The sequence below is a fragment of the Paraburkholderia sp. IMGN_8 genome (assembly GCF_038050405.1).
In the GTDB taxonomy this organism is placed as follows: Bacteria; Pseudomonadota; Gammaproteobacteria; order Burkholderiales; family Burkholderiaceae; genus Paraburkholderia.
In genome coordinates, this window is record NZ_CP150901.1 from 3,397,647 (window position 1) to 3,421,881 (window position 24,235).

A 24,235-nucleotide genomic window follows, 5' to 3' on the forward strand; every position below is an offset into this window, starting at 1 on the left:
CTAAGGTGCACTAGGCGCGCGGGACGGCTTCAAAGGAATGGACCGCCGCGCAGCATCGGCGGCGGTTTTGCAATGCGTGAAGCACGCTGATGAATTGCGAGCTTATTGATAATTACGCGTCAACGCTCAACCGACGGATTCCCGTTCGACCATACTGCCACTCGAACGCTGCTTCGCCAGCCAGTGCGAGAGACGGTCGAACCACAGGTGCACCACCGGCGTCGTAAAAAGCGTCAGCATCTGCGAGACGATCAGGCCGCCGACAATCGCAATGCCGAGCGGCACGCGCAATTCGGCGCCCGCGCCATGACCGAGCGCGAGCGGCAGCGCGCCGAACAGCGCCGCGAGCGTGGTCATCATGATCGGCCGGAAGCGCAGCACACAGGCCTGACGGATCGCTTCGCGCGGCGACAAGCCATGCTCGCGCTCGGCCACCAGAGCGAAGTCGATCATCATGATCGCGTTCTTCTTCACAATGCCGATCAGCAGGATGATGCCGATCATCCCCATGATCGAGAGATCCTGGCCGCACAGCATCAACGCAAGCAGTGCGCCCACGCCCGCCGAAGGCAGCGTCGAAATGATGGTGAGCGGATGAATCGCGCTCTCGTACAGGATGCCGAGTATCAGATAGACCACCACGAGCGCCGCGGCGATCAGATACGGCTCGCTCGCGAGCGACGCCTGAAACGCCTGCGCGGTGCCCTGAAACGAGCCCGTCAAACTATCGGGTTTGCCTGCCGCGACTTCGGCCTGATGAATCGCCGTCACCGCGTTACCGAGCGACTGCCCCGCCGCCAGATTGAACGAGATCGTCACGGCCGGGAACAGCCCCTGGTGATTCACCGAAATCGGCGACACGTTGTTTTCGACTTTTGCGAGCGTGTCGAGCGGCACCAGTTCGTTGGTGAGCGGCGAGCGCACGTAGAGGTGCGCGAGCGCGTCGGTGGTCAACTGGAAGCTCGGGTCGACTTCTTCGACGACATGGTATTGATTCAGCTGCGTGAACAGCGTCGCAATCTGCCGCTGGCCGAACGCGTCGTACAGCGTGTCGTCGATCGCTTGCGCGGTGATACCGAAGCGCGACGCCGTACTGCGGTCGATCACGAGCGTCGCGCTGGTGGCGGCGGCTTGCTGGTCGGACGTGACGTCGGCGAGTTGCGGAAGCTTCGACAGCTTGTCGGTCAGCACGCCGGCCCAATGGTTCAGTTCGTTGATATCGGGGTCCTGCAGCGTGTACTGATACTGCGCGGCGCTGATACGGCCGCCCACCTGAATGTCCTGGCGCACCTGCATCGACAGTGAAATGCCCATCACCTTCGCCAGTTGCGGCTTCAATCGATTGAGCACCTGCGCGGCACTGTCCTTGCGTTGACCGAACGCCTTCAGGTTAATCATCACGCGCCCCTGGCTCACGGTCGGATTCGGCCCCATCCAGTAGTAGACGTTATCGACGGCGGGATCGGCTTCGATGATATGGCCGAGCTGCTGCATCTTCTGCGACATCGAGCGAGGCGAAATATCCGGCGCGGCTTGCGCGACGCCCATGATCAAGCCGGAGTCTTCCTGCGGAAAGAATCCCTTCGGAATGACGACAAACAGCACGCCGGTCGCCACGATCGTCGCTATCGTCACACCAAGCATCATTTTCGGGCGATTCAACACCCAGTCGAGACCGCGCTCGTAACGCCGCTCCACTGCGACAAAGCCACGCTCGAGCCACGCTTCGAGCTTGCGCATCCGGCCGCCGTCATCCGGCTCCGGTGAACGGATCAACCAGCCGCACAGCATCGGCGTCACAGTCAGAGAAACCAGCGCCGACATCACGATCGCCGCGCTCACCGTCACCGCGAATTCGCGAAACAACCGGCCGACGATGCCGCCCATCAGCAGGATCGGAATGAACACGGCGATCAGCGAGATCGTCATGGAAATGATGGTGAAGCGCACTTCCATCGCGCCGAGCAGCGCGGCCTTCATACGCGGCACACCCTCTTCGACGTGACGCATCACGTTTTCGATCACGACGATCGCATCGTCCACCACGAAACCCACCGCGATCGTCAAGCCCATCAGCGACAGATTGTCGAGGCTATAGCCAAGCAGATACATCACGCCGAACGTGGCGACGAGCGACAGTGGAATCGTCAGGCTCGGGATCACCGTCGCCCACACGTTGCGCAGGAACGAGAAAATGACCATCACGACCAGCGCGATCGTCAGCATCAGCGTGAACTGCACGTCGTGCACCGACGCATTGATGGTCTGCGTGCGATCGCCCACCACATGCAGATGCGCGGCCGCGGGCAGGATCGCTTCGAGCGCGGGCAGCTTCGCCTTGATGTTGGCGATCGTCTGCACGACGTTGTAGCCCGGCTGCTTGTGAATGTCGAGAATGATCGCGCGTTCGTGCTGGAGCCACGCGGCCTGCTGGTTGTCTTCGGCGGCGTTCAGGACGGTGCCGAGATCGGACACGCGAATCGGCGCGCCGTTTTTGTATGCGACCACCAGATCGCGATATTGCGATGCGGTGGTGATCTGGTCGGTCGCGTTGAAAATCACCGAGCGGTCGGGGCCGTTCAGGCTGCCCTTCGGCGCATTCACCGTCTGCACGCCGACGATCGAGCGCACGTCTTCCAGCGTCAGGCCGCGCGCGGTGAGCTTGTCCGGATCGAGCTGGATGCGCACCGCGGGCCGCTGCTGGCCGTGGAAATCGACCAGACCGACGCCGGGCATCTGCGAGATCTGTTGCGCGAGATAGTCTTCGGCATAGCTATCGAGCTGCGTGAGCGTGAGCGAAGGCGATGTCAGCGCCAGTGACAGCAGCGTGAAGTCGGCTGGGTTGACCTTCTCATAGGTCGGCGGGTTCGGCAGATTCTTCGGCAGATTGCCGCCGGCCGCGTTAATGGCGGTCTGCACGTCCTGCGCGGCGCCGTTGATGTCGCGCGACAGGTCGAACTGGATGGCGATGTTGGTGTTACCGAGCGAGCTGGACGACGTCATCTGCGTCACGCCCGCAATCAGCGAGAGTTGCCGCTCCAGTGGCGTCGCCACCGAAGTCGCCATGGTCTCGGCGCTCGCGCCGGGCAACTTCGCGACGACCTGAATGGTCGGAAAATCCACTTGTGGCAGCGGCGCGACCGGCAGCAGAAAATACGCCACCGCGCCGACCAGCAGCACCGCGATTGCCAGAAAACTGGTCGCAATGCGCCGCTTGATGAACAATTCCAGGAGGCTCATGACGGATTGTCCTGATTAGCCTGATTGGCCTGGCCACCCGCCGGGTTCGCATTGGCCGGCGCTTCGGCAACCGTCGCCACCATGGTCGCCGCCACGTGCACACCCGGGTTCAGCCGGCTTTGTCCGTCGAACACCACCAGATCCGCCGGCGCGATGCCGCTGCGTATTTCCGTCATACCGTCGACCGTGACACCGGTTTGCACCGGCCGCATTTGCGCCGTGCCATTCGCGCCGATCACATACAGCTGCGTGCCGTTCTGCGTGTTCACCACCGCGCGGCTCGGCACCGCAAGACGTTGAAGATCGGTACGCACCAGTACGCGCGCATTCACCAGTTCGCCGGGCCAAAGCTTGCGGTCCTTGTTGGTGAACGAAGCCTTGAGTTTGATCTGGCCGGTTGTCGCATCCACCGTGCTGTCGATGAACACGAGTGTGCCGTCGGCAAGCGCCGTACTGCCGGAGCGCGTGGTGACGTTCACCGCCAGCGGTGCTTTCGCCTGATTGGCGAGCAGCTCGGGCAGCACGTCCTGAGGCACGGAGAACAGCACGGTAATCGGCTCCATCTGCGTGACGGTGACGATGCCGGTCGAGTCGGCCGGATGCACGATCGCGCCGATGTCGGCTTCGCGCGCGCCGACCCGGCCAGTGAACGGCGCAAAGAGCGTTGTGAAGCTGAGTTGCAGGCGGTCGCTCTGCGCCAGCGCGGCATCCGCGGCGACCGTCGCGGCGAGGGCTTCCACTTGCGACTTCGCCGTATCGACCGCCTGGGTGGTCGCCGCGCCGATGCCGACCAGCTTCGAATAGCGCGCGAGATCGAGCCGTGCATTATCGAGCGATGCCTGGTCCTTGCGCTGTGCCGCTTCCGCTTGATGCAGCTGGGCGGTCAACGGTCCCTGATCGAGTTGCGCGAGCAGTTGCCCGGCCTTCACGTCCTGCCCTTCGGTAAAGGCCACGCGCTGCAGTTGGCCATCGACGCGCACTTTGACGTCCACGGTATTGAGCGCCAGAACCGTGCCCACCGCCGCGACGCGGATCGGAAAGTCGCGGCTCGCCGGATGGCCGGCGTTGACCGGCACGGCCGGCGCCGGCTTGACGGCCGGATGCCTCGGCCAGAACCACGCCACGAGAATCACGACGAGAACGGCCAACGCCGCGATCATCGGCGCGCGGCTTCTACGCGCACGCGGCGTCTCGTGGTTCGGAAGGTCTGCAAGTTTCATGAGCGGGAAGGCGTAGAAGAGGAAGCGGGACTGCTGTCGCTATCGGCGGTGATGCCGAAGCCGCCACCGAACGCGCGAAACAGACTGACCGACGCCTGGAGGCGTGCGAGCCGTGCCTGCACCAGCGTGTCTTCGGACTGGTACAGCGTGCGTTGGGCATCGAGGACGGTCAGAAAATCGACGGTGCCGAGCGTGTACTGGGCCTGGGCGAGCGTGGCGGCTTTGCGGGCGGCGTCGGCGGCGTTCTGGTCGGCCGCTTCCGCGAGTTGCTGCTGCTGCGCCGCCGACAGCGAATCCTCGACGTCCTGCAGCGCGGTCAGTACGGCCTGCTGGTAATCCGCAACGCCCTTCGCCTCGGCCGCCCGGCTTGCGTGCAACTGGCCGCGCAGCGCGCCGCCGTCGAAGATCGGCGCCGCCAGCGAAGCAGCGATGCTGGCGAACGGGCTCGACAGGAAATGCGACAGCGATTTGCTGCTGAGGCCGCCGTCGGCGGTCAGCACGATGTTCGGCAGAAAAGCCGCGCGCGCCGCGCCGACGTTCTGATTCGCCGATTGCAACTGCGCTTCCTTCGAGCGGATGTCGGGACGCGTTTCGAGCAAGCTCGCGGGCAGATTCGCGCGAGGCTGCGGAATGACGATGCCGGCGAGCGGGGCTTCGCTGACCGTGAATTGTTCGGGCGCCGTGCCCACCAGGACGGCGAGCGCATGCACGCTGATGTCGAGTTGCTGTTGCAGCGCCGGCACGGCAGCCTGGAAGGTGGCGAGCGCATTGCGCTGTTGCTGCACCTGCAACTCGGTCGCGACGCCCGCCGCTTGTTGCGCGAGCAGCAATTGAAGAATGCGCGAGGCGTCGTCGGAAATAGTCCGCGCAATCGCTAGACGGCGGCGCAGGCTCTGCACCTGAAAATACGTGTCCGCCACCGATGCCGTCAGAGTCAACGCCACCGTATCGCGATCGAATTCGGAGGCGCGCGCAAGCAGGTCGGCTGCATTGGCATTGGCGGCATTGAAGCCCCAGAAATCGATCTCGTAGCTGGCTTCGGCGAACAGGCTCTGGCTTTTGGTGGTCGAGCCGCGGCCCTGGTGACTGCGATCGAACGTACCGCCGAGCGCGAGCGATGGATACTGTGGCGCGCCGGCTTTCTCGGCATTGCCGCGCGCCTGTTCGACGCTCGCGATGGCCGACGCCAGCGTGAAGTTATTGCGCAGGCTGCGCTCGATCAGCGCGTCGAGCGCGGGGTCGTGATACTCGCGCCACCAGCCGCTTCTGACCGGCACCGTATCGGCCAGCGACGCGCCCGCCGCGCCGTCGAAGGTTGGCGCCAGCGGCGCACTGGGCCGTTGATAGGCGGGCACGAGCGAGCATCCGGCCAGAAACGCGACGGCCAATGTGCACACCGCGGCGCGCACGGCGCCGGCATGCCGCGCATGAGGACTGACGACGGGAGAAAACGGCGCCGAACGGGGCAGCCCTGACATGGAAACGCCTCTGGCAACAAAGAATCTCGCCAGATTAGCCAGCGGGTCCTGTCGGCGCTTTCGCCCAATGATTAAAAAAATTTAATGCGGCGCAACATGCTCGTTTAAGGGTGCCTGTGCGAGGCGCTCGACAGCGTTCAAGGCACGGGATTGAGCACATAGCCCGCGCCCACCACGGTGTGAATCAGCGCCACCGGAAAGTCGCGATCGACCTTCGTGCGCAGACGATGCATATGCATGTCGATGATATTGCCGCGCGGTTCGAAATCGTAATTCCACGCCGCCTCGAGCAGCATGCTGCGCGTCACGACCTGCCCCTCGCGGCGCGCCAGGCATTCGAGCAACAGGAACTCGCGATGCTGCAGGCGCAGATCGCGGCCGGCGCGGCTCGCGCTCCGCGCACGCGTGTCGAGTACCAGATCCGCGCACTCGAGCCTCTCGCTCATCCTGCTGCGATCCGCGCGCCGGGCAAGCGCTTCGATTCTCGCCAGCACTTCGACAAACGCATACGGCTTCACAAGGTAATCGTCGCAACCCGCGCGAATCCCCTCCACGCGTTCGTTCAACCCGCCGAGCGCCGACAGCATCAGCACCGGTGTCGTGTCGCCGCCTGCGCGCAGTTGCTGCACGAGCGCCATGCCGTCGAGCGCGGGCAGGAGCCGATCGGTCACAATCACGTCGTAGATGCCCTCGCGCGCATAGGCGAGCCCAGTCGCACCGTCGGCCACCGTGTCGACAATGAGACCGCTCTCGCTCAAACCGCGCGCCAGGAACTGACTGGCGCGCGTATCGTCCTCGATCAGAAGGATTCGCATGCGCAAATGGGCTTACATTAAAATTTTTTCATGTTGGCGCGAAACGCCTGTGCGGCTTCGCACGGCATACTGCGGACATCGCACGTACGGGCGTAGTGTAGCAACGGCCCGGCGCGTGCTTATCTAGCCGGCCTATCGAGCCGGCTCATTGACCTGGATAGAGGCATGTCGAATGTATTGGTCGTCGAGGACGACGAGCAAACCCTCGGGGAAATCGTCGGAGCCCTCACCGATCACGGCTGCACGGTGCAAGCCGCGCGCACGGGCCGCGACGGCTTGATGCTCGCGGTCGCCAACACCTATGACGCGATCGTGCTCGATCGCATGTTGCCGGGCGGCCTCGAAGGGCTCGGCATGCTGGCGGCGTTACGCAGCGCCGGTGTGCTCACGCCGGTGTTGATTCTCAGCGCGCTGTCCGCGGTCGACGAACGTGTGCGCGGCCTGCGTGCCGGCGGCGACGATTATCTGACCAAGCCGTTCGAGTTCATCGAACTGACCGCGCGGCTCGACGCCCTGATGCGCCGGCGCGAAGCGGCGCCCGGTGTGCAGGAATATCAGGTCGGGCCGCTGCGGCTCGACCCGCTCAAGCGCGAAGTCACTTGTGGCGGCCGCCCAGTGCCGCTGCTGCCGCGCGAATACCGGTTGCTCGAATATCTGGTGCAGCACGAGGGCCAGGTCGTGAGCCGCACCATGCTATTCGAGGCGGTATGGGACTACCGGCTCGACGAGCGAACCAATGTGATCGACGTGCACATCAGCCGCCTCAGAAAGAAGCTCGATCCCGACGGGTCGGCGCCGATGATCGATACCGTGCGCGGTTCGGGGTACATGCTGCATGCGCCTGACTGAACTGCACCGCACCACCGGCTTTCGCCTCGCCACGCTGTTTCTGGTGCTGTTCGGCGTGATCGCCGTTCTGCTATTCGGCTACCTCTACCACGAGATCACCGGCTTCGAACAGGAACGCATCGACGACTGGCTGATGCGGGAACACGCCGAGTTGGTACGCGAAGACCCGAACGAACTGGTCGCGCGCTTCCAGCATCAAGGCCAGGTCGACCCACGCCGCCAGCGCCCGTTCGCGCTGTTCGACACCGGCGGCAAACATCTTGCCGGCGGCTATCCAGGCGAGCAGCCGGCGATCCCCCATTTCGACAAGCCGTTTTCGATGCGCCTCGCGAATCTGCCGGGCCACCCGCCCGGACGATGTATCGCCGCGCGCCTGTCCGACAGCCGCATCGCCTTGCAATGCCAGAACGTCCGCGAGCTCGACCACTTCGACGAAGAACTGCTGCACGCGCTGCTTTCCACGGCCATGCTCACGTTTGTGATCGGCTTGATCGGCGCGAGCCTGATCGGTATCTCGGCGATGCGGCGGCTCGATGCGGTGACCGCATCGATCGAAGAAATCGTCGCCGGCAATCTCAGCAGACGTCTACCGGTGCATTCGAAGCGAGACGACGTGGATCGCCTCGTCGGCGTCGTGAACGGCATGCTCGACGAAATCGAGCGGTTAATGCACGAGGTCAAGGGCGTGTGCGATGCGATTGCGCACGATCTGCGCACGCCGCTCACGCGGATGCTCGGCGGGCTCGAACGCGCGCAGCGGCGCGCCAAAACCGAAGCGGAGTATCGCGCCGCGATCGATGAAACCATCGTCGAGACCACGGGCCTCCTGCGCACCTTCAATGCGCTGCTGCGTATTTCGGAAATCGAAAGCGGCGTGCGCCGCAAAGGCTTCACGAATGTCGACCTGGCCGCTGTCGCCGATGACGTGTTCGAGTTCTACGAGCCGACCGCCGAGGACAAACAGATTAGCTTCGAAGTGCGGCGCACTGCCACCGGGCCGCTGGAGATCCAGGGCGAGCCGAGCCTGCTGTTCGAAGCGTTGGCCAATCTGGTGGAGAACGCCATCAAGTTCGCCCCGCACGGCGGCAAGGTACGGCTTACGGTGTTCCGCGACCGGACGGGCGCCGGCGTCAGCGTGTCCGACAACGGGCCGGGCATTGCGCCTGCTGAACAGCAAGCCGTGCTGCGACGGTTCTATCGCGGCGAGGCGAGCCGTCATACGCCGGGCAGCGGGCTTGGTCTGAGTCTCGCGCTCGCGGTGGCCGGCATGCACGGCATGTCGATCCGTTTCAACGACGCGGCGCCCGGATGCGAGGTCATGCTGTACAAACCGAATGAGTAGCGCCGTCCAGCAAACGCCGGTGAAGTCGCTAACGGGACGACATAACGGAATGCGGTTATAGCGCTTCGGCGAATGCTTCGCGAGGCGCTTCTTCGCGCAGGATGTACCCAAGTCCGCGCAAGGTCATGATCTTCACGCTCGAACTCGCGAGATGCTTGCGCAAGCGGTGAATGTAGATGTCGATCGCATCGGCGCTCGGTTCGTCGTCGAGATTGAAGACGCTGTCCATCAGCGTGGTCTTCGAGACCGTCTTGCCCTGCTTGAGAATCAGCGCTTCGAGGATCGCATGTTCGCGCCGACGCAGCGGCAACAGCTCGTTTTGCAGCAGGAATTCGCGTGTATCGAACAGGTAGCGCAGATCGCCGCAGTCGATCGACTGGCCCTTGTCGCCCGCCGCCTGACGGCGAATCAGCGCCTTGATACGCGCCACCAGTTCGCGCGCGTCGAAAGGCTTGACGACGTAGTCGTCAGCGCCGGCCGAGAAGCAGGCTACTTTGTCGTCGGTCGAACCGTTGGCGGTCAGCATCAGCACCGGCACGTTGTCGCGTTTGCGGCGCAAGCGCGCGAGCACTTCCTTGCCGCCGATGCCGGGCAGGCGCAGATCGAGCAGCACCGCGTCATAGCATTGCAGGCCGAGCAAGGTCTCCGCACTTTCGCCGTCCTGCGCCCAGTCCAGCGCGAAATGTTCGACCTGCATCAGGTTGATGACCCAGCGCGCCAGGTCAGCGTCGTCTTCGACAAGCAGCAGTTTCATATGTCTCCCCTCGTTGCCGCGCTTCGAGGCGCGGCTACCCACAATCGCATCTCGACGGTCGCGACCAGACCGACGCCGTCTTCTCCCGGCTTGAGCGTGACCGTGCCGCCCTGCCGATGGGCAATCTCGCGCACGATCGGCAAACCGAGGCCGGTTCCTTCCGCGTGGTTCGACGCGCGATAGAAGCGCTCGAACACGCGCGCCCTCGCCTCGGCTTTGATACCCGGCCCGTTGTCGATCACACGCACAATCGCCATGTCGTTCCTGCGCTGCGTCTGCACCGTCACGCGGCCGCCCGCTTGCGTATAGCGCAGCGCGTTGTCGACGAGATTGGTCACCAGCGCCGCGGTCAGCGCTTCGTCACCGGTGACGTAAAGACCGTCTTCCAGTTCCGCGCCGAGATCGATTTCGCGCGACTGCGCGAACGCGATCAATTCTTCGAGCACGCCCGCGATCAACGCGCTCAGATCGACGCGCTCGTGTTCTTTGGACGGCGCGGCGGACTCCGCCTGAGCGAGCAGCAGCAGTTTGTTGGTCAGCGTCGTCATCTTGCGGCTGCTTTTGTGCATGCCGGTCAGCGCTTCGGCGAGCCCCGCATCGCGGTTTTCGCGTTGGCGTGCGAACTGGATCTGCGCATCCAGCAGCGTGAGCGGCGTGCGCAACTGATGCGCCGCATCGGAGATGAATTGCCGCTGGGTCGCGGCCTGCTGGCCCATGCGCGCGATGCACTGATTGATCGCCTCGACGATCGGCCGCAGTTCCACATGAAGCCGCGCCACGCGAATCGGTTCGAGCTGCGAAGGATTGCGATCGGCGACGTCGTCTTTCACCTTCATCAGCGGCCGCAGTTCGAAGGTCAGTCCGAGATAGACGAAGAGCATCGCCAGCACCAGCGTGAGCACTTCGCCGGACAGTTGCGGACGCAGCAAACGCCACACCATCGCATCGCGCGAGCCTTCTGTCTTGGCGACCGCCACGACGACTTCCTCGGTACGCCCTGAGTCGTAGAGTTGCCGCACGTAAGTAGCGGCGCGCACGGCGCGGCCGTCCTGGAGATGGGTGGAATACAGCGTGGGGCCGCCGCCGGCGCCCGGCGGCAACGGCAGCTCGGGGGTGCCCGCCAGCAGACGATGTCCGCTCGCCTCGACGCGATAGAACACGCTGTCCTGCTCGGGCGACTCGAACAGTTCGAGTGCGGCCGGCGGAATCTGGATCATGACGTTGCCGTTGTCCCAGTCGACGTCCTCGCCGATGATCCGCATCGACGACAGCAACGCATTGTCCTGAACCAGGTCGGCCGTGGTCTGCGCGTTGCGGAACGAAATCATGCCGGAAATGGAAACGAACGCCGCCAGCGGCAACAATAGCCACCACAGCAAACGTCCACGCAAACTACCTGAGAACACGATTCGTAGACCTCTCTTTCACATGCCGGCGCCCCTCTAAAGGTCGCCGGCCACCATCTCCCGCCCGCAAAAATTCCAGGGCGCAAAACATACTCAAAGCTTTCGTATGCCCATTTCTCCCACCGATTGCGGGTTTGTTCCGACTACGGCAGAAAGCGTCTCAATGTCTTCGTCACACCGCTTGAAGCGAGTGTGCCACCGCTCCTGCCGCCGCTCGCGGGAACGACACTGTCACGTGCACGCCTTTGCCGCCATCGCCGGGCTTGAGCGTGATTTCGCCGTGATGCGCATCCGCGATTTCGCGCACGATCGCGAGGCCTAGCCCGGTCCCTTCTGTGTCCGTCGACGCCCGGAAGAACGGTTCAAACACGCGGCTGCGCGACTCGGGCGGAATGCCCGGCCCGTCGTCGAGCACAGCCAGCGTGACCGTTTCCGCGTCGGCACTGACGGCGACCGTGACGTGGCCGCCCCTGCCGGAGTAACGGATCGCGTTCTCCGCCAGATTGGAGATCAGCGCCTGCAGCAGCCCGCGATGCCCCGCCACCGGCGCGGGCCCGTTCAACTCGGCGCCCAGATCGATGTCGCGCGCCTGTGCGAGCAATGCCAGATCTTCCACCACCTCCATCGCCAGCGGTACCAGATCCACCGTTTCCACGGCTAACTGGGTGTTGTCGGCCGCCTCGGCCTGCGCGAGCAGCAGCAGTTTGTTGGTCAGCCCGACCATCGAGCCGCTGCTGCGATGCATGGCCGCGAGCACTTCGCCGAGCGCGGGCGTCAAGCCGTCCTGTTGGCGCGCGAACTGCAACTGCGTGCCCAGCAGCGTGAGCGGCGTGCGCAACTGATGGGCGGCGTCGGCGATAAAGCGCCGTTGCGCGGCCACCTGTATGCCGAGCCGCGCAATGCATTGATTGATCGCCTCGACGATCGGCCGCAACTCCGTATGCAGGCGCTCGACGCGAATCGGCTCGAGCTGCATCGGATCGCGGTCGGCCACCTCCTCCTTCACTTTCATCAACGGCCGCAATTCGAACGTCAGGCCGATGCAAACCAGCGCCACGGCCAGCACGATCATCTCGATCTGCCGCACGAGTTGCGGCTGCCAGAGCTGCTGCGCCATCGCGTCGCGCGAGCGCACGGTCTTGCCGACCGTCACGAGCACGTGCCGCGTCGCGCCGTTGTCGTACATTTGCCGCACTAGGCCGACCGCGCGCACCGGCTGGCCGCGCAGATCGGCGTCATAGTGATCGGGCGTGTCGGGCGCCTGCGCCGCGCGCGGCGGAAAATCCGGCGAACCCGCCAGCAGCCGGCCGTCGTCGACGCTCACGCTGTAGAACACCTGATCGTGGTACGGCGACACGAACACTTCGAGCGCGGCGGGCGGCACATCGACACGCAGGAAACCGTCCACCCATTCCACTTCGCCGGCGATCATCCGCGCCGACGAGATCAACTGATTGTCCTGCACCAGATCCGCGGTACGCCGCGCGTTGTCGTACTCGGCCTTGCCGGTGACGAACACGTACAGCGCGAGCGGCACCAGCAGCCACCACAGCAGACGCATGCGCAAGCTATTGGTCATCTTCTTTCTTGCGCAGCAGATAACCGAGCCCGCGCAGCGTGACGATCGCCGCCGAACTGCCGTCGAGCTTCTTGCGCAGCCGCGAGATATAGATTTCGACCGCGTCCTCGCTCGGCTCTTCCGCGAGCGTGAAGATCGCGTCCACCAGCGCCGGCTTCGTCACCGTCTTACCCAGGCGCAGGATCAGCGTTTCAAGCACCGTGCGCTCGCGCGGCGTGACGTTCAGCGGCGCGCCTTTCAGCGTGAACTGGCGCGTGTCGATATCGAACGCGAGATCGCCGCACACCACCTCGCTCGCCTTCGACGGCGTCTGCCGCCGGATCGCCACCTTGATCCGCGCGATCAGTTCGCGCACTTCGAACGGCTTGACCAGGTAGTCGTCCGCACCGGCGCCGAGCAGTTCCACCTTCTCGTCGATGGAGCCGCTCGCGGTCAGGATCAGCACCGGCGTGGCGTCGCCGCGCTGGCGCAGCCGGCGCAGCACGTTCTTGCCCGACAGCTTCGGCAGATTCAGGTCCAGCAGGATCACGTCGTAGCGATTGGTGCGCAGCAGCTGGTCGGCGGCGTCGCCGTCCTGCACGGCGTCGAGCGTGAACGCCTCCTGCTCCAGCATCTTCGCGAGCCAGTGCGCAAGCGTGGGGTTGTCTTCGATAAGCAGCAGCTTCATGGCGGGAACGGCGAAAGTCAGGCCGTCGATTGTGCCGTAAAACAAGGGCTTTGCGCGCGTCCTGCGTGAAATGTGGCACACGTCGGGGCGTTTGCGGCGGCGTTGCGGCTTTGCTGTTGGGCGGTTGAGGCTCAGTTCCGGCTCAGTTCCGGGTTAACACCCATGATTTGCCGGCAGTGCAGAAAGCTGGCAGAAGGTTTCCGGTTTCTATAATCCCTGACATTCATCCAGAAAGCGCCGCACCAGCACATCGCGGCGACCAAACCTAAGGAGACTGCTTCATGCGTACCTTGCGCCAGATCGCCGCTGTGTCAGGTGTTGCGTTCGCCCTCGCCGCCGCTTCGGCCGCCGCTCATGCCGAAAAACTCACGATCATGGTCGGCGGCGCCACCAAGATCATCTACCTGCCGGCCAAGTTGACCGAACAGCTCGGCTACTTCAAGGACGAAGGCCTCGACGTCGAAATCCTGTCGCAACCGGCGGGCGTCGATGCAGAAAACGAACTGCTCGCGGGCGCGGTGCAAGGCGTGGTGGGCTTCTACGATCACACCATCGACCTGCAAAGCAAGGGCAAGGAAGTCCAGGCGCTGGTGATTTTCGGCCAGGTGCCGGGCGAAGTCGAAATGGTCTCGACCAAGGCAGCCGAAACGCTCAAGAGCATGGCCGACGTGAAGGGTAAGACGCTCGGCGTGACTGGCCTCGGCTCCTCCACCAGCTTCCTCACGCAATACCTCGCGCAACGCGCCGGCGTGGCGTCGACGCAATACACGCTGCTGCCGGTCGGTGCGGACAACAGCTTTATCGCGGCCATCAAGCAGAACCGCATCGACGCCGGCATGACGACCGAACCGACCGTCTCGCAGTTGCTGAAGACCGGCGACGCGAAGGTGCTGGTCGACATGCGCACGCTCGAAGGCACACGCGCCGCGCTCGGCGGCACCTATCCGGCCTCGAGCTTCTACGTGCAGCGCGCGTGGGCCGAAGCACACAAGGACGACGCGGCAAAGCTGTCGCACGCGTTCGCGAAGACGCTGAACTTCATCGCAACGCATAGCGCCGACGAGATCGCCGCAAAAATGCCGAAGGACTACTACGGCAGCAACAAAGACCTTTACGTCGGCGCGCTGAAGGCGTCGCTGCCGATGTTCACGAAGGACGGCAAGATGCCCGCCGACGGTCCCGATACGGTGCTGAAGGTGCTGTCCGCATTCAATCCTTCGGTCAAGGGTAAGCATATCGACCTCGCCAAGACCTATACCAACGAGTTTGTGTCGTCGGCATCGGTCAAGACTGCGGCGAAGTAACCCCCTTTCAATATCACGAGAACAGCGAGGCCTCAGCCGATGAATCAACCTATGTCACGCGATACGCCAGCCATCGAGATGCGCAACGTATCGTGCCGTTTCATTTCTCCGGACGGCAAAGCGACGATCGCGTTGCGCGACTTCAGCATGTCGGTGGCGCGCGGCGAATTCGTCGCCGTTGTCGGCCCGACGGGTTGCGGCAAATCGACCACGCTCAGCATGATCACCGGCCTCTTGAAGCCGACCACCGGAGAAGTGCGCGTGATGGGCGCGCCGGTGGACGGCATCGATCCGCGCATCGGCTTTGTGTTCCAGGCCGACGCCGTATTTCCGTGGCGTTCGGTCATCGACAACGTCGCGGCCGGCCCACTGTATCGCGGCCGCTCGAAATCCGCCGCCTACGACGAAGCCAACGAATGGCTGCGCCGCGTCGGCCTCGACAAGTTCGGCAAGCACTATCCGCATCAACTGTCGGGTGGTATGCGCAAGCGCGTGGCGCTGGCGCAGACCTTCATCAACAAGCCGGAAATCCTGCTGATGGACGAGCCCTTCTCGGCGCTCGACATGCAGACCCGCACGTTGATGCAGGACGAACTGCTGCAATTGTGGGGCGGCGCCGGCTCGGTGGTGTTCGTCACGCACGATCTGGAAGAAGCGATTGCGCTCGCCGACCGTGTGTTCGTGCTGACCGCACGCCCGGCGACGCTGAAGAAAGTGTACGAAATCGATCTGCCGCGTCCGCGCGTCACGTCGGAGGTTCGCTACGACCCGCGTTTTATCGAAATCTCGCGCGACATCTGGCACGACCTGCGCGAAGAAGTGCAGATCGGTTAATCAAGGAACGGCAAACATGTCTACTACCCCTCAACAGGTGATGCCTTCGGGCATCGATCCCGCGTCGCTCGCGCAAGTCGAACGCGTCGCGCAAAAACGCATCCGTCAACGTCATGCGCTGGTGGTCTCGCTGCGTATTCTCGTGCTCGTGGTTGTGCTCGGCGGCTGGGAATTGTCAGCACGCCTGAAGTGGATCGATCCGTTCTTCTTCTCGATGCCGACCGCGATTTTCAATCAGATCATCGACTGGTTCGTGAACGGCACATCGCAGGGTCCGTTGCTGACGCAGGTTTGGGTCACGCTGGAAGAAACCGGTCTTGGCTTCATCATCGGTTCGGTGGCGGGCATCTTCTGCGGCATCCTGCTCGGCCGTAACAAGCTGCTGTCCGACGTGTTCAGTCTTTACATCAAGATCGCCAACTCGATTCCGCGTGTGGTGCTCGGCTCGGTGTTCGTGATTGCGCTCGGTCTTGGGATGGCGTCGAAGGTGGCGCTCGCGGTGGTGATGGTGTTCTTCGTCGTGTTCGCCAACGCGTTTCAGGGCGTGCGCGAAGCGGATCGCTACATGATCGCGAATGCACAGATTCTGGGTGCGTCGCGTCGCCAGGTGACGACTTCGGTTGTGATTCCGTCGGCGCTTAGCTGGATTCTGGCAAGCTTGCATGTGAGCTTCGGCTTTGCACTGGTGGGCGCGGTGGTCGGCGAATTCCTCGGCTCGAAGCAGGGTATCGGTTTGCTGATCTCGACGGCTCAAGGCGCATTCAACGCAAGCGGTGTGTTCGCGGCGATGATTGTGTTGGCTGTGGTCGCACTGGCCGCGGATTATCTGTTGACTGCCGTCGAACAGCGGCTGTTGAAGTGGCGGCCGGCGGTGGTTTAACTGGATCGTCAGGTTGTAGAGTGACAAGGGCGCCGCGGGCGCCCTTTTTCGTTCTGGTTACAGCGCACGCGAACTATTACCCTCCTCCTTCCTGGCGTTTTTTCTGCCTTGAGCACACCTCATCCCCACAGCAATCATCGTATAAAAACATCAAATCCGAATCTGCTTATTCTGCATTAAGGATGGCTGATTAATGCTTAAGTTTCATTGCGACTGGCTCGTCTCATTCTCGTAGTGGAAGCAAACCGGCTCTCTGAGGTCCGTCAAACAACAACGCCACGGCATGCACCTTTCCATTGCGAAAGGAAGCTCTTCCGGCAACGCACTTCTCTGGTGCGCTGCGCGGAATCGACAATGGAAGCCAGTGACTGTCTCCACTTCGTGTCTCGTCAGACCGCTCGCTCTTCATCGTGGGCAATCCGGCGAGGTTTTCGCAATGAGGTGTCGCGAGGGCGACGCCAGCAGTCTGAAGGAGATGGAAATGAAGAAGGCTTTGATTATCGCAGGCGGACTACTTTGCGCACTTTCATGGCAAGCGCGTGCCCAAGACGCCAGCACGGAGACAACCGCGCAAGCCCCGCAGGCAGTTGTCGACTCCGTCGGCGGGCAGCCTGCAACCACCACGATGTCGGGCGGTCCCGCACAGGGGCTGACGCGGGCGCAGGTTTACCAGCAACTTCAGGAATCGCAGCGAAGTGGTGAAGCTGCTCGAATGCAGGAGCTTTTCAAGGGAGGCAATTGAGCTGGCAGGCTGATTTCTCGACGCCACTGCTCGAGGTAAAACGCCGCTTCGCTTGCTACGGCATGAGACCAACGCGGCGTCTACTCGATAGGCGCCAACTTTTTTGCATGCGACTGCTTCTGCGTGGTCCCTTTCCCTCCAATGTCTCCCGCCACCGAACTTCTGAGCGGCAGCCGTTGCCCAGTGGCCAACACAATTCGAGCTTCGATATCGCCGCAAAGCCCCCGCATCCCCACCGGGCAACGATTGACGCGCGATGGCACGGACGATGCATAACAGCTGCCACTCAAGTCGTGCACTTACCCACTCCGGTTGAATCGAGGTGCGTCATGTCGAGTATTCAGGGGCAACGTCGGGCCATGAACTAGCAAGGTCGCCCGCTCTCCCGCGTCAGCGGCACGCGCCGCCATATCAACAGCCATTCGGGAGGACTCGTCCCGGTTGGACTGCGCACGGCCGGATGGATCGGCCGCTGCCCGAAGGAACTCTGGCCGTATATCCTGCCGTGGGTGTGCGCGCTGCTGGCCGTCGCGTTTTTCAGTCTCGTGGTGCGCGGCGTGCTCACGCGACAGTTGCTGGTGCCGCCGGTCGAAACGCCGCATTCGTTAGTGGAGCGCGGCTATACCTCCAACTTTCTCGCCGAGCGAATCATGTCCGCGATGCGGGAGATTGGCCAGGACGCCGAGTCGATTCCACACGACACGATGATAGACAACGACACGCAACCCGATATCCAGATCCCCGGTCAGGACGTGTCCTATGCGTCGACGGTCCGCTTCATCAAAGGTGTCGTCAAGCGCCCCGACGTTGTCGTTCATGTCGGCATCACCAAGGTGGGCGATAGCGCGGATTCCTACGTTGCGCACGTGCAGATCGAGGGCGGTCCATTCAATGCCCGCGAGAGTACAGTGCCGTTCGTCGGGCGCGACATGGAAAAATTCGTGAGCAACATCGCCATCCAGGCCATGCGGCTCGCCGAGCCGAATGTACTCGCCAGCCACCTTTACTCCGAAGTCCATAAGACCAAGTGTTCGCTGGCGCAATGCAATTATCGCGAGGTCGTCGATATATATGACGAGGTGCTTGCGCTGCCTGCCTCCGAGCAAGGCGAATGGGCGCTGGCCGGTAAGGCGTGGCTGCTCGCCAATCAAGGGCTGTCGAAACAGGCGGAACAACAAAGCCGTGAAGCGCTGACCGTGTACAAGGATTCGGCGGTTTTGCTGGCAACCCTCGGGATCGCGCTCGAACAGCAGCACCGAATCGACGACGCGCTCGACGCACTCCAGGCCGGCGCGCGCGAGGAATCGAAAACGGCTGAAAACCTGCGTCTTCTCGGCGATGTGCTTCTGCACGCGAAGCATTATCCGGAAGCACTCGATGCCTTCAGAAAAGCGGCAAATATGAGGCCTGACTCGGTAGACAATCTGCACGATTGGGGCGAGGCGCTCGTGGCTGTCGGGCGCTACGACGAAGCGATCGACAAGCTCTCTCGTGCGGTGGCGCTGCGTCCTGACCTCGCGCCTTCGTACGCCGAATGGGGCCGGGCGCTCGATCGTAAGGGCGATCTGTCTGGCGCCGGGCGCAAATTTGCGCGGGCGTCGGAACTCGACGCGGGTGGCTTGTCGGCGCGTGAAATCCAGATGGCTCGGCTCAGTAAGGCGTTTCAGGACGCCGACGGTCCCGGCACGCCCGTTCCCGACGTAAAGGCCAGACCCGTTTCGAATTCGCCCGCGGCACTTCAGGTTCAAGCCGCACAAAGCGATGCCGGATGGATCGCGACGAAGATCGGTTGATCTCAAAGGCATCTCATGTTGCTTTGTCACTAAGACTCTTCCGCAGCGGCGCGTTTTGCGCTACGTTTGCAACGCTGGCAGTCTCAAACGATCAAGCTCGAACGGTAGTGCGCACACTGAATCCATCCAATCCCCTGCTGGAGCGATGAATATGAGTGACGTCCACAACGGCGAAGCGGCGGCAAGCGAGGTCAATACAACGGGCGCTGCACAGAAGGATCACATCGAACATGTGGTTCTGCTGCTGATGGAAAACCACTCGTTCGATCAGATGCTCGGATGTCTGGACAAAGTGCACAAGGGGCTGGACGGTATCCAGAACGCATCGTCGAAATCGAACGACGACGGCAAGGGCCACACGTTTTACCCCCGTGCGACCAGCGAGCGGCAGATGAAGCTCGATCCCAATCACGGACACGCGGCCGTGTTAAAGCAACTCCAGGGCGACAATGGCGGCTTCGTTCAATCCTTTGCAACGGACTACCCAAAAAGCAGCCTCGCCGCGCGGCAAGACGTCATGGGCTACTATCCGCTCAACTTTCTACCGGCGTTGCACACATTAGGCGCGCAATTCACCGTTTGCGACAGATGGTTCTCGTCATTGCCCGGCCCGACCTGGCCGAACCGGTATTTCGCGCTGACGGGCACATCGATGGGTCAGGTCGAGATGCCCTCGGGACTCGACGCACTGGATCCGAAGTGGTACACCGAGCAAACCCAGGACACGATTTTTGACCGCCTGAACGACGCGAAGAAAACGTGGAAGGTTTACTTCTACGATTTCCCCGCATCGCTGCTGTTGAAAAATCAGAGGCGCCCCGAAAACCTTGCGAACTACCACTTCTTCAACGCGTTCTTCGAGGACGCAGCCGGCCCCGAGAATGAGTTTCCGGCGTTTGTTCTGATCGAGCCGAAATACTTCGGCGAAGCACAAAACGACGACCATCCGCCGCATAACATCATGAAAGCGGAAAAGCTGATCGCCGATACCTACAATGCACTGCGCTCCAATCAAGCCTTGTGGGAGCGCACACTGTTAGTCGTGCTGTACGACGAGCATGGCGGTTTCTTCGACCACGTGCCGCCACCGTCCAATGCGCTCGCGCCCGACGAGCACGTCGGCGCATTCGATTTCACCCTGCTCGGCGTGCGCGTGCCCGCCGTTCTGATTTCACCGTGGTGCGATCCCGGTGTGTGTCACGCGCAATTCGATCATTCAAGCCTGCTGAAGTATCTCACTGACAAGTGGGCGCTCGGACCGCTCGGCAAACGCGTGCAGGCCGCGGCGAGCGCTGGGCGGGCGATCCGGTCCAGAGGCGTTGCCCGGACAGATACGCCACCGTTTATCCGCGTCACCAATCAGTCGCTGATTCCTGAGCACGTGGACCTCGAACGGAAGTCTTCTAATGGCAATCAGCACGGGCTCAATCATTTCGCCGATCACCTGCACGCCGAACTCGATTTGCTGGCCGCGGGCCTGGTGGAGTCGGCCGCGCAACTCGCTCGTAAGGATACTGTCTGGGTACGGATGAAGAGCGCACTCGGCTCCGCGATGGTGGGTTTCGGGCAGTGGCTGAGCAAAGACTTTTATGAAGCTCAAAGTGACCGGGAAAAGCGCACCGGCCAGGCATTTACGCGTTTGAGGCAATCCGCAAGCAATGCCGCACATGTGCAGGCCGCCGTCGACACAGTGACGCCGCCAGGCCGTTAGCAGCGCTGCAGTGGTCCCCAGCAGAGCGCCAAGTTCCCCGCTTTTATCTCAAATCTCGCAACAAACCTTACCTGAAGTAGCGATTACTCCGGCCAGGTCGCAAATCTACAATGCAATCACTGACTACGAACAAGAACGCTCGTAGCGAAGATAAAGACCGAACTGGAGGTAGTTCATCATGAAATCGCTCATTCAAGCCGTTGTTATAGCCGCTGTGCTCGCCGCACCTGTTGCCTCGTTTGCGCAGTCCAACCAGCCGGAGACCCGCGCACAAGTGCGCGCCGAACTGGTTCAACTCGAGAAGGCCGGCTACCAGCCGGGCCGCTCGGATCCGTATTACCCGGCCGACATCCAGGCTGCGCAAGCCCGTGTCGCCGCACAAAACGACACCGCGCAGCCGGCAGGAAGCAGTTATGGCGGTGTTGCCGGAGGCTCGTCGCAGTCCGGACATCCGGTACCCGCTAACGGCTCGAAGTCGGTCTACTTCGGCAACTAAACAGTCAGCGGCACGAACCGCTGGCGCCACGCCGACCGGCTGTCGAGCGCGCAAAACAACTGCGCACCCTGCTTCAAAACGAACTGGCCCGCGATCGAGCATCCCCGATCGCGGGCCAGTTCCGTATTCGTTACCTCCGTCATCGGGCTCCCGATGACTTCGCCCGGACCTTCACGGTCTGGGCGCTTTTTCTTCGTCGTTATCTGTGCCCGGGGCAGCACGCTCCGCGATAATCAATCGCGCGCGATCAGATCGCCGACGCGCCCGCGGCCGGTAACAAGACAGCTCGACAGGAAATTTTCACCTTGGCTGCTGGATCCAACCTCGCCGAAACCTTTTTTCAACGCGTCCAATTTGACCAGCTCCGCGCCTTGCGAGCAGGTTATTGTCCCCATTTCTCCTGCTTGCGCGCGCATCAACGCTCTATCCGCCATCAGATAGCCAAGCAGCAATACCACGGCAATATTGAACACTTGTCTCATGGTTCGTCTCCTCTTTTGAAGAGCCTAACGCGAACCATCGATGCAGGATGTTAGGGGTTTCCCGATTGGCCGGTGTTAAATGATGCGGATTAAATACGCGCCTTCGCGGTTGAAAGCCTCGCTTGCCATGACAGCCTTGAAGTGGCGGTGCAGCGAGGCCCGCTCACACCGCCGCGTTCATCTGCCAAGATTCGCGAGGAATCGAGACACCTTGGCCAATCCCGCTTCGAGCACATTCCGGTTATTCGCGTAGCCGATGCGCACATAGCCTTCCATGTCGAGCGCGCTGCCAGGCGTGAACATCGCCCCGGTTTGCTCGATAAGCGCCGTGCAGAAATCGCGCGACGACATCGGCAAATCGTATTTCAACAAAGCCGTGGTGCCGGATTTCGGCTTGATGTACGAAATTGCCGGTTCCTTTGCGACCCAGGCGTCGACGATCGCCAGATTGGCTCGCACGATGTCGTGATTGCGCGCGAGGATTGCAGCGCGGTGTTCGAGCGCGATGGACGCGAAGTGATCGTCGATCATGCCCACGCTGATCGTGTTGTAGTCGCGATGAATCGCGACCGCGTGGATCAGTTCTTCTGGACCGGCGATCCAGCCGAGCCGCAGCCCCGCCAGCGAATAGGTCTTGGACATGCTTCCGGTGCTGACGCCGCGCTCGTAGACGTCCGCGATCGATGCGGTGTAGCCGTTACCGTGCTGATCGGTGCCGCGATAAACCTCGTCGCACAGCACGTATGCGCCGCACGATCGCGCGATCTCACCCACCTCGCGAAGGAAGTTCTCATCCATCAACGATCCGGTCGGATTGTTAGGATTGTTGATCGCTATCAGCCTGGTTTTGTCGTTGACGAGGCTTCGCAGTTCGGCGAGATCCGGCAGGAACGCATTTTCCTCGCGTAGCTTGAGAATGCGTACGTCCGCGCCATAGCTCTCGGGAATCGAATAGTGTTGCTGGTACGTAGGCAGCACGGAGATCACCGTGTCGCCGGGTTCGACTAGCGTCTCGTACACCAGCGCATTGCCTCCGATCGCGCCATGCGTGACGATCACGTTGGCCGGCGTCTGGCGTTCGTACATTGCCGAGATCGCCTCTCGCAAACGCGCGGAGCCCTCGATTGCGCCGTAGGTGAGCTTAAGCGTACGCAATTCGTCCAGAATGCAGTCCTGCTTGCCCGTAAGGGTCAGCAACTGATCGACCGTCAGCGATTCCACGCAGGTTTCCGCGAGGTTGTAAGTGCACTGGTTCTCATAGAGGTCCATCCAGCGCTCGACGCCGAATTCCTTGATCTTCATTTCACTCTCCTTATTTTTCGAATCGCGACGACGTGCCCGGCCAGCCTAACGGAAGCGCTCCGGACGAAACGGACGCACATCGGCGAACGGCGTAGCGCCCGTCATCATTTCCGCTAGCAGGCGCCCTGTGACGGGCCCGAGCGTCAAGCCATGATGGTTATGTCCAAACGAAAACCAGAGACCGCGATGACGAGGCGCAGGTCCGATCACGGGTCGCATATCGGGCGTGCACGGACGCAGCCCGAGCCATGGTTTGTCATCGAGACGATCCCCGAGACCGAATGCCGGCCTGGCAATACGTTCCGCGCGCTCGAGTTGAATAGCAGTGGGCGCCGCAGCGCGTGCGGCAATCTCGACGCCCGTGGTGAGACGCAAGCGGCCTTGCATCGGGGCGATCACGTAGCCTTCTTCTGTATCGACCACCGGCACCGACAGAATCGTTTGCATGGGCTGGTAGTGCATGTGATATCCGCGTTTCGCACGCAGCGGAATGCGATAGCCGAGCGGCGCGAACACCGTGTCCGACCACGGTCCGAGCGCGACTACCACTTCTTTTGCGCTGATTTTTCCGGCGCTAGTCTGAACGGTCCAGGCATCGCCTCCGGCGCTCAAAGTGGACGCATCGCCGGTCAGCAGCGTACCGCCGCCGTCTTCGAACAGACGCGCATAGCCCTTCGTCAGTGCGCCCGGATCGGAGATGCTCTTCGGGTCCTGCCAATGCAGCGCGCCACAAAAGCCTTGCCCAATGCCAGGTTCTTGCGCATGGAGCGCCGCCGCATCGAGCGAGGCGACGTGCAGGCCGTGCTGGCGCGCGGAGGTTTTGGCGGCCGCCGCCTGATGGTCGAATTCGGCCTGGGTGCGAAACGCTTCGATCCATCCGCCGTCGTGCACAATGCCACCAAGACCGGCGCGCTCGATCAGCGCATCGTGTTCGGCGACGCTTTGCCGGATCAGCGGCAGCATGTCGCGCGCGGCCATCGCGAGGCGCTCCGGTGACGACTCCCACCAGAAGCGCCCGAGCCATGACGCGAACGCGGGCAGTGCCCGGTAGTCCCAATAGAGGTCGGTCGACTGATTGCGCGCGTAGCGCAGCAGCGTGCCGAGACTGCGCGGAAAACCATAAGGCACGATCGACGAACACTCGATCAAGCCCGCGTTGCCGAAGCTGGTTTCCTCACCGGGGCCGCGCCGGTCGACCAGCGCGACGCGACGTCCGCGATCCTGCAAATGCAGCGCGGACGACACGCCGACAATGCCGGCGCCCAGTACGATTACATCGAAATCCATAGACTCGCTCTGTTATCCGCACCGGCTCGCGCGGTTCGGATCTGTGGGCTCCGG

General features: G+C 62.5%; 20 protein-coding genes. 9 read left to right on the forward strand and 11 right to left on the reverse strand.

Annotated features, from left to right (window positions below):
- Positions 1–126: 126 nt before the first annotated feature.
- The 4 genes from WN982_RS36385 to WN982_RS36400 form a co-directional block, all read right to left on the reverse strand.
- Positions 127–3,240 carry an efflux RND transporter permease subunit gene (locus tag WN982_RS36385; RefSeq protein ID WP_341316821.1) on the reverse strand — a complete coding sequence of 1,038 codons (3,114 nt, stop codon included), beginning with the start codon at positions 3,238–3,240 and terminating at the stop codon, positions 127–129.
- Positions 3,237–4,460, reverse strand: a complete 1,224-nt coding sequence (locus WN982_RS36390) for an efflux RND transporter periplasmic adaptor subunit (protein WP_341316822.1) — start codon at positions 4,458–4,460, stop codon at positions 3,237–3,239. The genes WN982_RS36385 and WN982_RS36390 overlap by 4 nt, the downstream gene beginning before the upstream one ends.
- Complete coding sequence (locus WN982_RS36395) at positions 4,457–5,938, reverse strand: efflux transporter outer membrane subunit (protein ID WP_341316823.1); 1,482 nt, start codon at positions 5,936–5,938, stop codon at positions 4,457–4,459. The genes WN982_RS36390 and WN982_RS36395 overlap by 4 nt, the downstream gene beginning before the upstream one ends.
- A 137-nt stretch (positions 5,939–6,075) precedes the next feature.
- Positions 6,076–6,753 carry a response regulator transcription factor gene (locus WN982_RS36400; RefSeq protein ID WP_341316824.1) on the reverse strand — a complete coding sequence of 226 codons (678 nt, stop codon included), beginning with the start codon at positions 6,751–6,753 and terminating at the stop codon, positions 6,076–6,078.
- A 165-nt stretch (positions 6,754–6,918) separates the two neighbouring features.
- Between WN982_RS36400 and WN982_RS36405 the strand changes: the two genes are divergently transcribed.
- Positions 6,919–7,602, forward strand: a complete 684-nt coding sequence (locus WN982_RS36405) for a response regulator transcription factor (protein ID WP_341316825.1) — start codon at positions 6,919–6,921, stop codon at positions 7,600–7,602.
- The gene (locus WN982_RS36410; protein ID WP_341316826.1) at positions 7,589–8,944 is read left to right on the forward strand and encodes an ATP-binding protein; all 1,356 of its coding nucleotides are present in this window, start codon (positions 7,589–7,591) and stop codon (positions 8,942–8,944) included. Before WN982_RS36405 ends, WN982_RS36410 begins: the two co-directional genes overlap by 14 nt.
- Before the next feature lie 55 nt (positions 8,945–8,999).
- On the opposite strand, the gene WN982_RS36415 is transcribed toward WN982_RS36410, so the two are convergent.
- From WN982_RS36415 to WN982_RS36430, 4 genes are all read right to left on the reverse strand, one after another.
- Complete coding sequence (locus tag WN982_RS36415; protein ID WP_341316827.1) at positions 9,000–9,698, reverse strand: response regulator transcription factor; 699 nt, start codon at positions 9,696–9,698, stop codon at positions 9,000–9,002.
- The gene (locus tag WN982_RS36420) at positions 9,695–11,104 is read right to left on the reverse strand and encodes a sensor histidine kinase (protein WP_341316828.1); all 1,410 of its coding nucleotides are present in this window, start codon (positions 11,102–11,104) and stop codon (positions 9,695–9,697) included. The genes WN982_RS36415 and WN982_RS36420 overlap by 4 nt, the downstream gene beginning before the upstream one ends.
- Before the next feature lie 172 nt (positions 11,105–11,276).
- The gene (locus WN982_RS36425) at positions 11,277–12,683 is read right to left on the reverse strand and encodes a sensor histidine kinase (RefSeq protein ID WP_341316829.1); all 1,407 of its coding nucleotides are present in this window, start codon (positions 12,681–12,683) and stop codon (positions 11,277–11,279) included.
- Positions 12,673–13,350, reverse strand: coding sequence for a response regulator (locus WN982_RS36430; protein ID WP_341319542.1), 678 nt, complete (start codon positions 13,348–13,350; stop codon positions 12,673–12,675). Before WN982_RS36430 ends, WN982_RS36425 begins: the two co-directional genes overlap by 11 nt.
- Positions 13,351–13,631: 281 nt before the next feature.
- On the opposite strand from WN982_RS36430, the gene WN982_RS36435 reads away from it, so the two are divergent.
- From WN982_RS36435 to WN982_RS36465, 7 genes are all read left to right on the forward strand, one after another.
- Positions 13,632–14,654: an ABC transporter substrate-binding protein gene (locus WN982_RS36435; protein ID WP_341316830.1), complete on the forward strand. Its 1,023-nt coding sequence runs from the start codon at positions 13,632–13,634 to the stop codon at positions 14,652–14,654.
- A gap of 39 nt (positions 14,655–14,693) precedes the next feature.
- Positions 14,694–15,488, forward strand: a complete 795-nt coding sequence (locus WN982_RS36440; protein WP_097395642.1) for an ABC transporter ATP-binding protein — start codon at positions 14,694–14,696, stop codon at positions 15,486–15,488.
- 16 nt (positions 15,489–15,504) lie between these two features.
- The gene (locus WN982_RS36445; RefSeq protein WP_341316831.1) at positions 15,505–16,368 is read left to right on the forward strand and encodes an ABC transporter permease; all 864 of its coding nucleotides are present in this window, start codon (positions 15,505–15,507) and stop codon (positions 16,366–16,368) included.
- Between the two features lie 481 nt (positions 16,369–16,849).
- Entirely contained in the window at positions 16,850–17,110 is a 261-nt protein-coding gene (locus tag WN982_RS36450; RefSeq protein WP_341316832.1) for a hypothetical protein, read from the forward strand.
- A 446-nt stretch (positions 17,111–17,556) separates the two neighbouring features.
- A complete protein-coding gene (locus WN982_RS36455) occupies positions 17,557–18,903 on the forward strand; it encodes a tetratricopeptide repeat protein (RefSeq protein ID WP_341319543.1) in 1,347 nt (448 codons plus the stop codon).
- Positions 18,904–19,054: 151 nt separating this feature from the next.
- Complete coding sequence (locus WN982_RS36460) at positions 19,055–20,614, forward strand: alkaline phosphatase family protein (protein WP_341316833.1); 1,560 nt, start codon at positions 19,055–19,057, stop codon at positions 20,612–20,614.
- Between the two features lie 178 nt (positions 20,615–20,792).
- Positions 20,793–21,110 carry a DUF4148 domain-containing protein gene (locus WN982_RS36465; RefSeq protein ID WP_341316834.1) on the forward strand — a complete coding sequence of 106 codons (318 nt, stop codon included), beginning with the start codon at positions 20,793–20,795 and terminating at the stop codon, positions 21,108–21,110.
- A gap of 233 nt (positions 21,111–21,343) precedes the next feature.
- Here WN982_RS36465 and WN982_RS36470 read toward each other — a convergent pair whose 3' ends face one another.
- From WN982_RS36470 to WN982_RS36480, 3 genes are all read right to left on the reverse strand, one after another.
- Positions 21,344–21,592 (reverse strand): hypothetical protein, encoded by a 249-nt coding sequence (locus tag WN982_RS36470; RefSeq protein ID WP_341316835.1) that lies wholly within the window; start codon positions 21,590–21,592, stop codon positions 21,344–21,346.
- 177 nt (positions 21,593–21,769) lie between these two features.
- The gene (locus tag WN982_RS36475; RefSeq protein ID WP_341316836.1) at positions 21,770–22,894 is read right to left on the reverse strand and encodes an aminotransferase; all 1,125 of its coding nucleotides are present in this window, start codon (positions 22,892–22,894) and stop codon (positions 21,770–21,772) included.
- A gap of 45 nt (positions 22,895–22,939) precedes the next feature.
- The gene (locus WN982_RS36480) at positions 22,940–24,181 is read right to left on the reverse strand and encodes an FAD-binding oxidoreductase (protein ID WP_341316837.1); all 1,242 of its coding nucleotides are present in this window, start codon (positions 24,179–24,181) and stop codon (positions 22,940–22,942) included.
- Between the last annotated feature and the right edge of the window lie 54 nt (positions 24,182–24,235).

Coding starts and splice junctions, on each gene's coding strand:
- WN982_RS36385 (WP_341316821.1), bottom strand. CDS start 3,240: ATGAGCCTCCTGGAATTGTTCATCAAGCGGCGCATTGCGACCAGTTTT.
- WN982_RS36390 (WP_341316822.1), bottom strand. CDS start 4,460: ATGAAACTTGCAGACCTTCCGAACCACGAGACGCCGCGTGCGCGTAGA.
- WN982_RS36395 (WP_341316823.1), bottom strand. CDS start 5,938: ATGTCAGGGCTGCCCCGTTCGGCGCCGTTTTCTCCCGTCGTCAGTCCT.
- WN982_RS36400 (WP_341316824.1), bottom strand. CDS start 6,753: ATGCGAATCCTTCTGATCGAGGACGATACGCGCGCCAGTCAGTTCCTG.
- WN982_RS36405 (WP_341316825.1), top strand. CDS start 6,919: ATGTCGAATGTATTGGTCGTCGAGGACGACGAGCAAACCCTCGGGGAA.
- WN982_RS36410 (WP_341316826.1), top strand. CDS start 7,589: ATGCGCCTGACTGAACTGCACCGCACCACCGGCTTTCGCCTCGCCACG.
- WN982_RS36415 (WP_341316827.1), bottom strand. CDS start 9,698: ATGAAACTGCTGCTTGTCGAAGACGACGCTGACCTGGCGCGCTGGGTC.
- WN982_RS36425 (WP_341316829.1), bottom strand. CDS start 12,683: ATGACCAATAGCTTGCGCATGCGTCTGCTGTGGTGGCTGCTGGTGCCG.
- WN982_RS36430 (WP_341319542.1), bottom strand. CDS start 13,350: ATGAAGCTGCTGCTTATCGAAGACAACCCCACGCTTGCGCACTGGCTC.
- WN982_RS36435 (WP_341316830.1), top strand. CDS start 13,632: ATGCGTACCTTGCGCCAGATCGCCGCTGTGTCAGGTGTTGCGTTCGCC.
- WN982_RS36440 (WP_097395642.1), top strand. CDS start 14,694: ATGAATCAACCTATGTCACGCGATACGCCAGCCATCGAGATGCGCAAC.
- WN982_RS36445 (WP_341316831.1), top strand. CDS start 15,505: ATGTCTACTACCCCTCAACAGGTGATGCCTTCGGGCATCGATCCCGCG.
- WN982_RS36450 (WP_341316832.1), top strand. CDS start 16,850: ATGAAGAAGGCTTTGATTATCGCAGGCGGACTACTTTGCGCACTTTCA.
- WN982_RS36460 (WP_341316833.1), top strand. CDS start 19,055: ATGAGTGACGTCCACAACGGCGAAGCGGCGGCAAGCGAGGTCAATACA.
- WN982_RS36465 (WP_341316834.1), top strand. CDS start 20,793: ATGAAATCGCTCATTCAAGCCGTTGTTATAGCCGCTGTGCTCGCCGCA.
- WN982_RS36470 (WP_341316835.1), bottom strand. CDS start 21,592: ATGAGACAAGTGTTCAATATTGCCGTGGTATTGCTGCTTGGCTATCTG.
- WN982_RS36475 (WP_341316836.1), bottom strand. CDS start 22,894: ATGAAGATCAAGGAATTCGGCGTCGAGCGCTGGATGGACCTCTATGAG.
- WN982_RS36480 (WP_341316837.1), bottom strand. CDS start 24,181: ATGGATTTCGATGTAATCGTACTGGGCGCCGGCATTGTCGGCGTGTCG.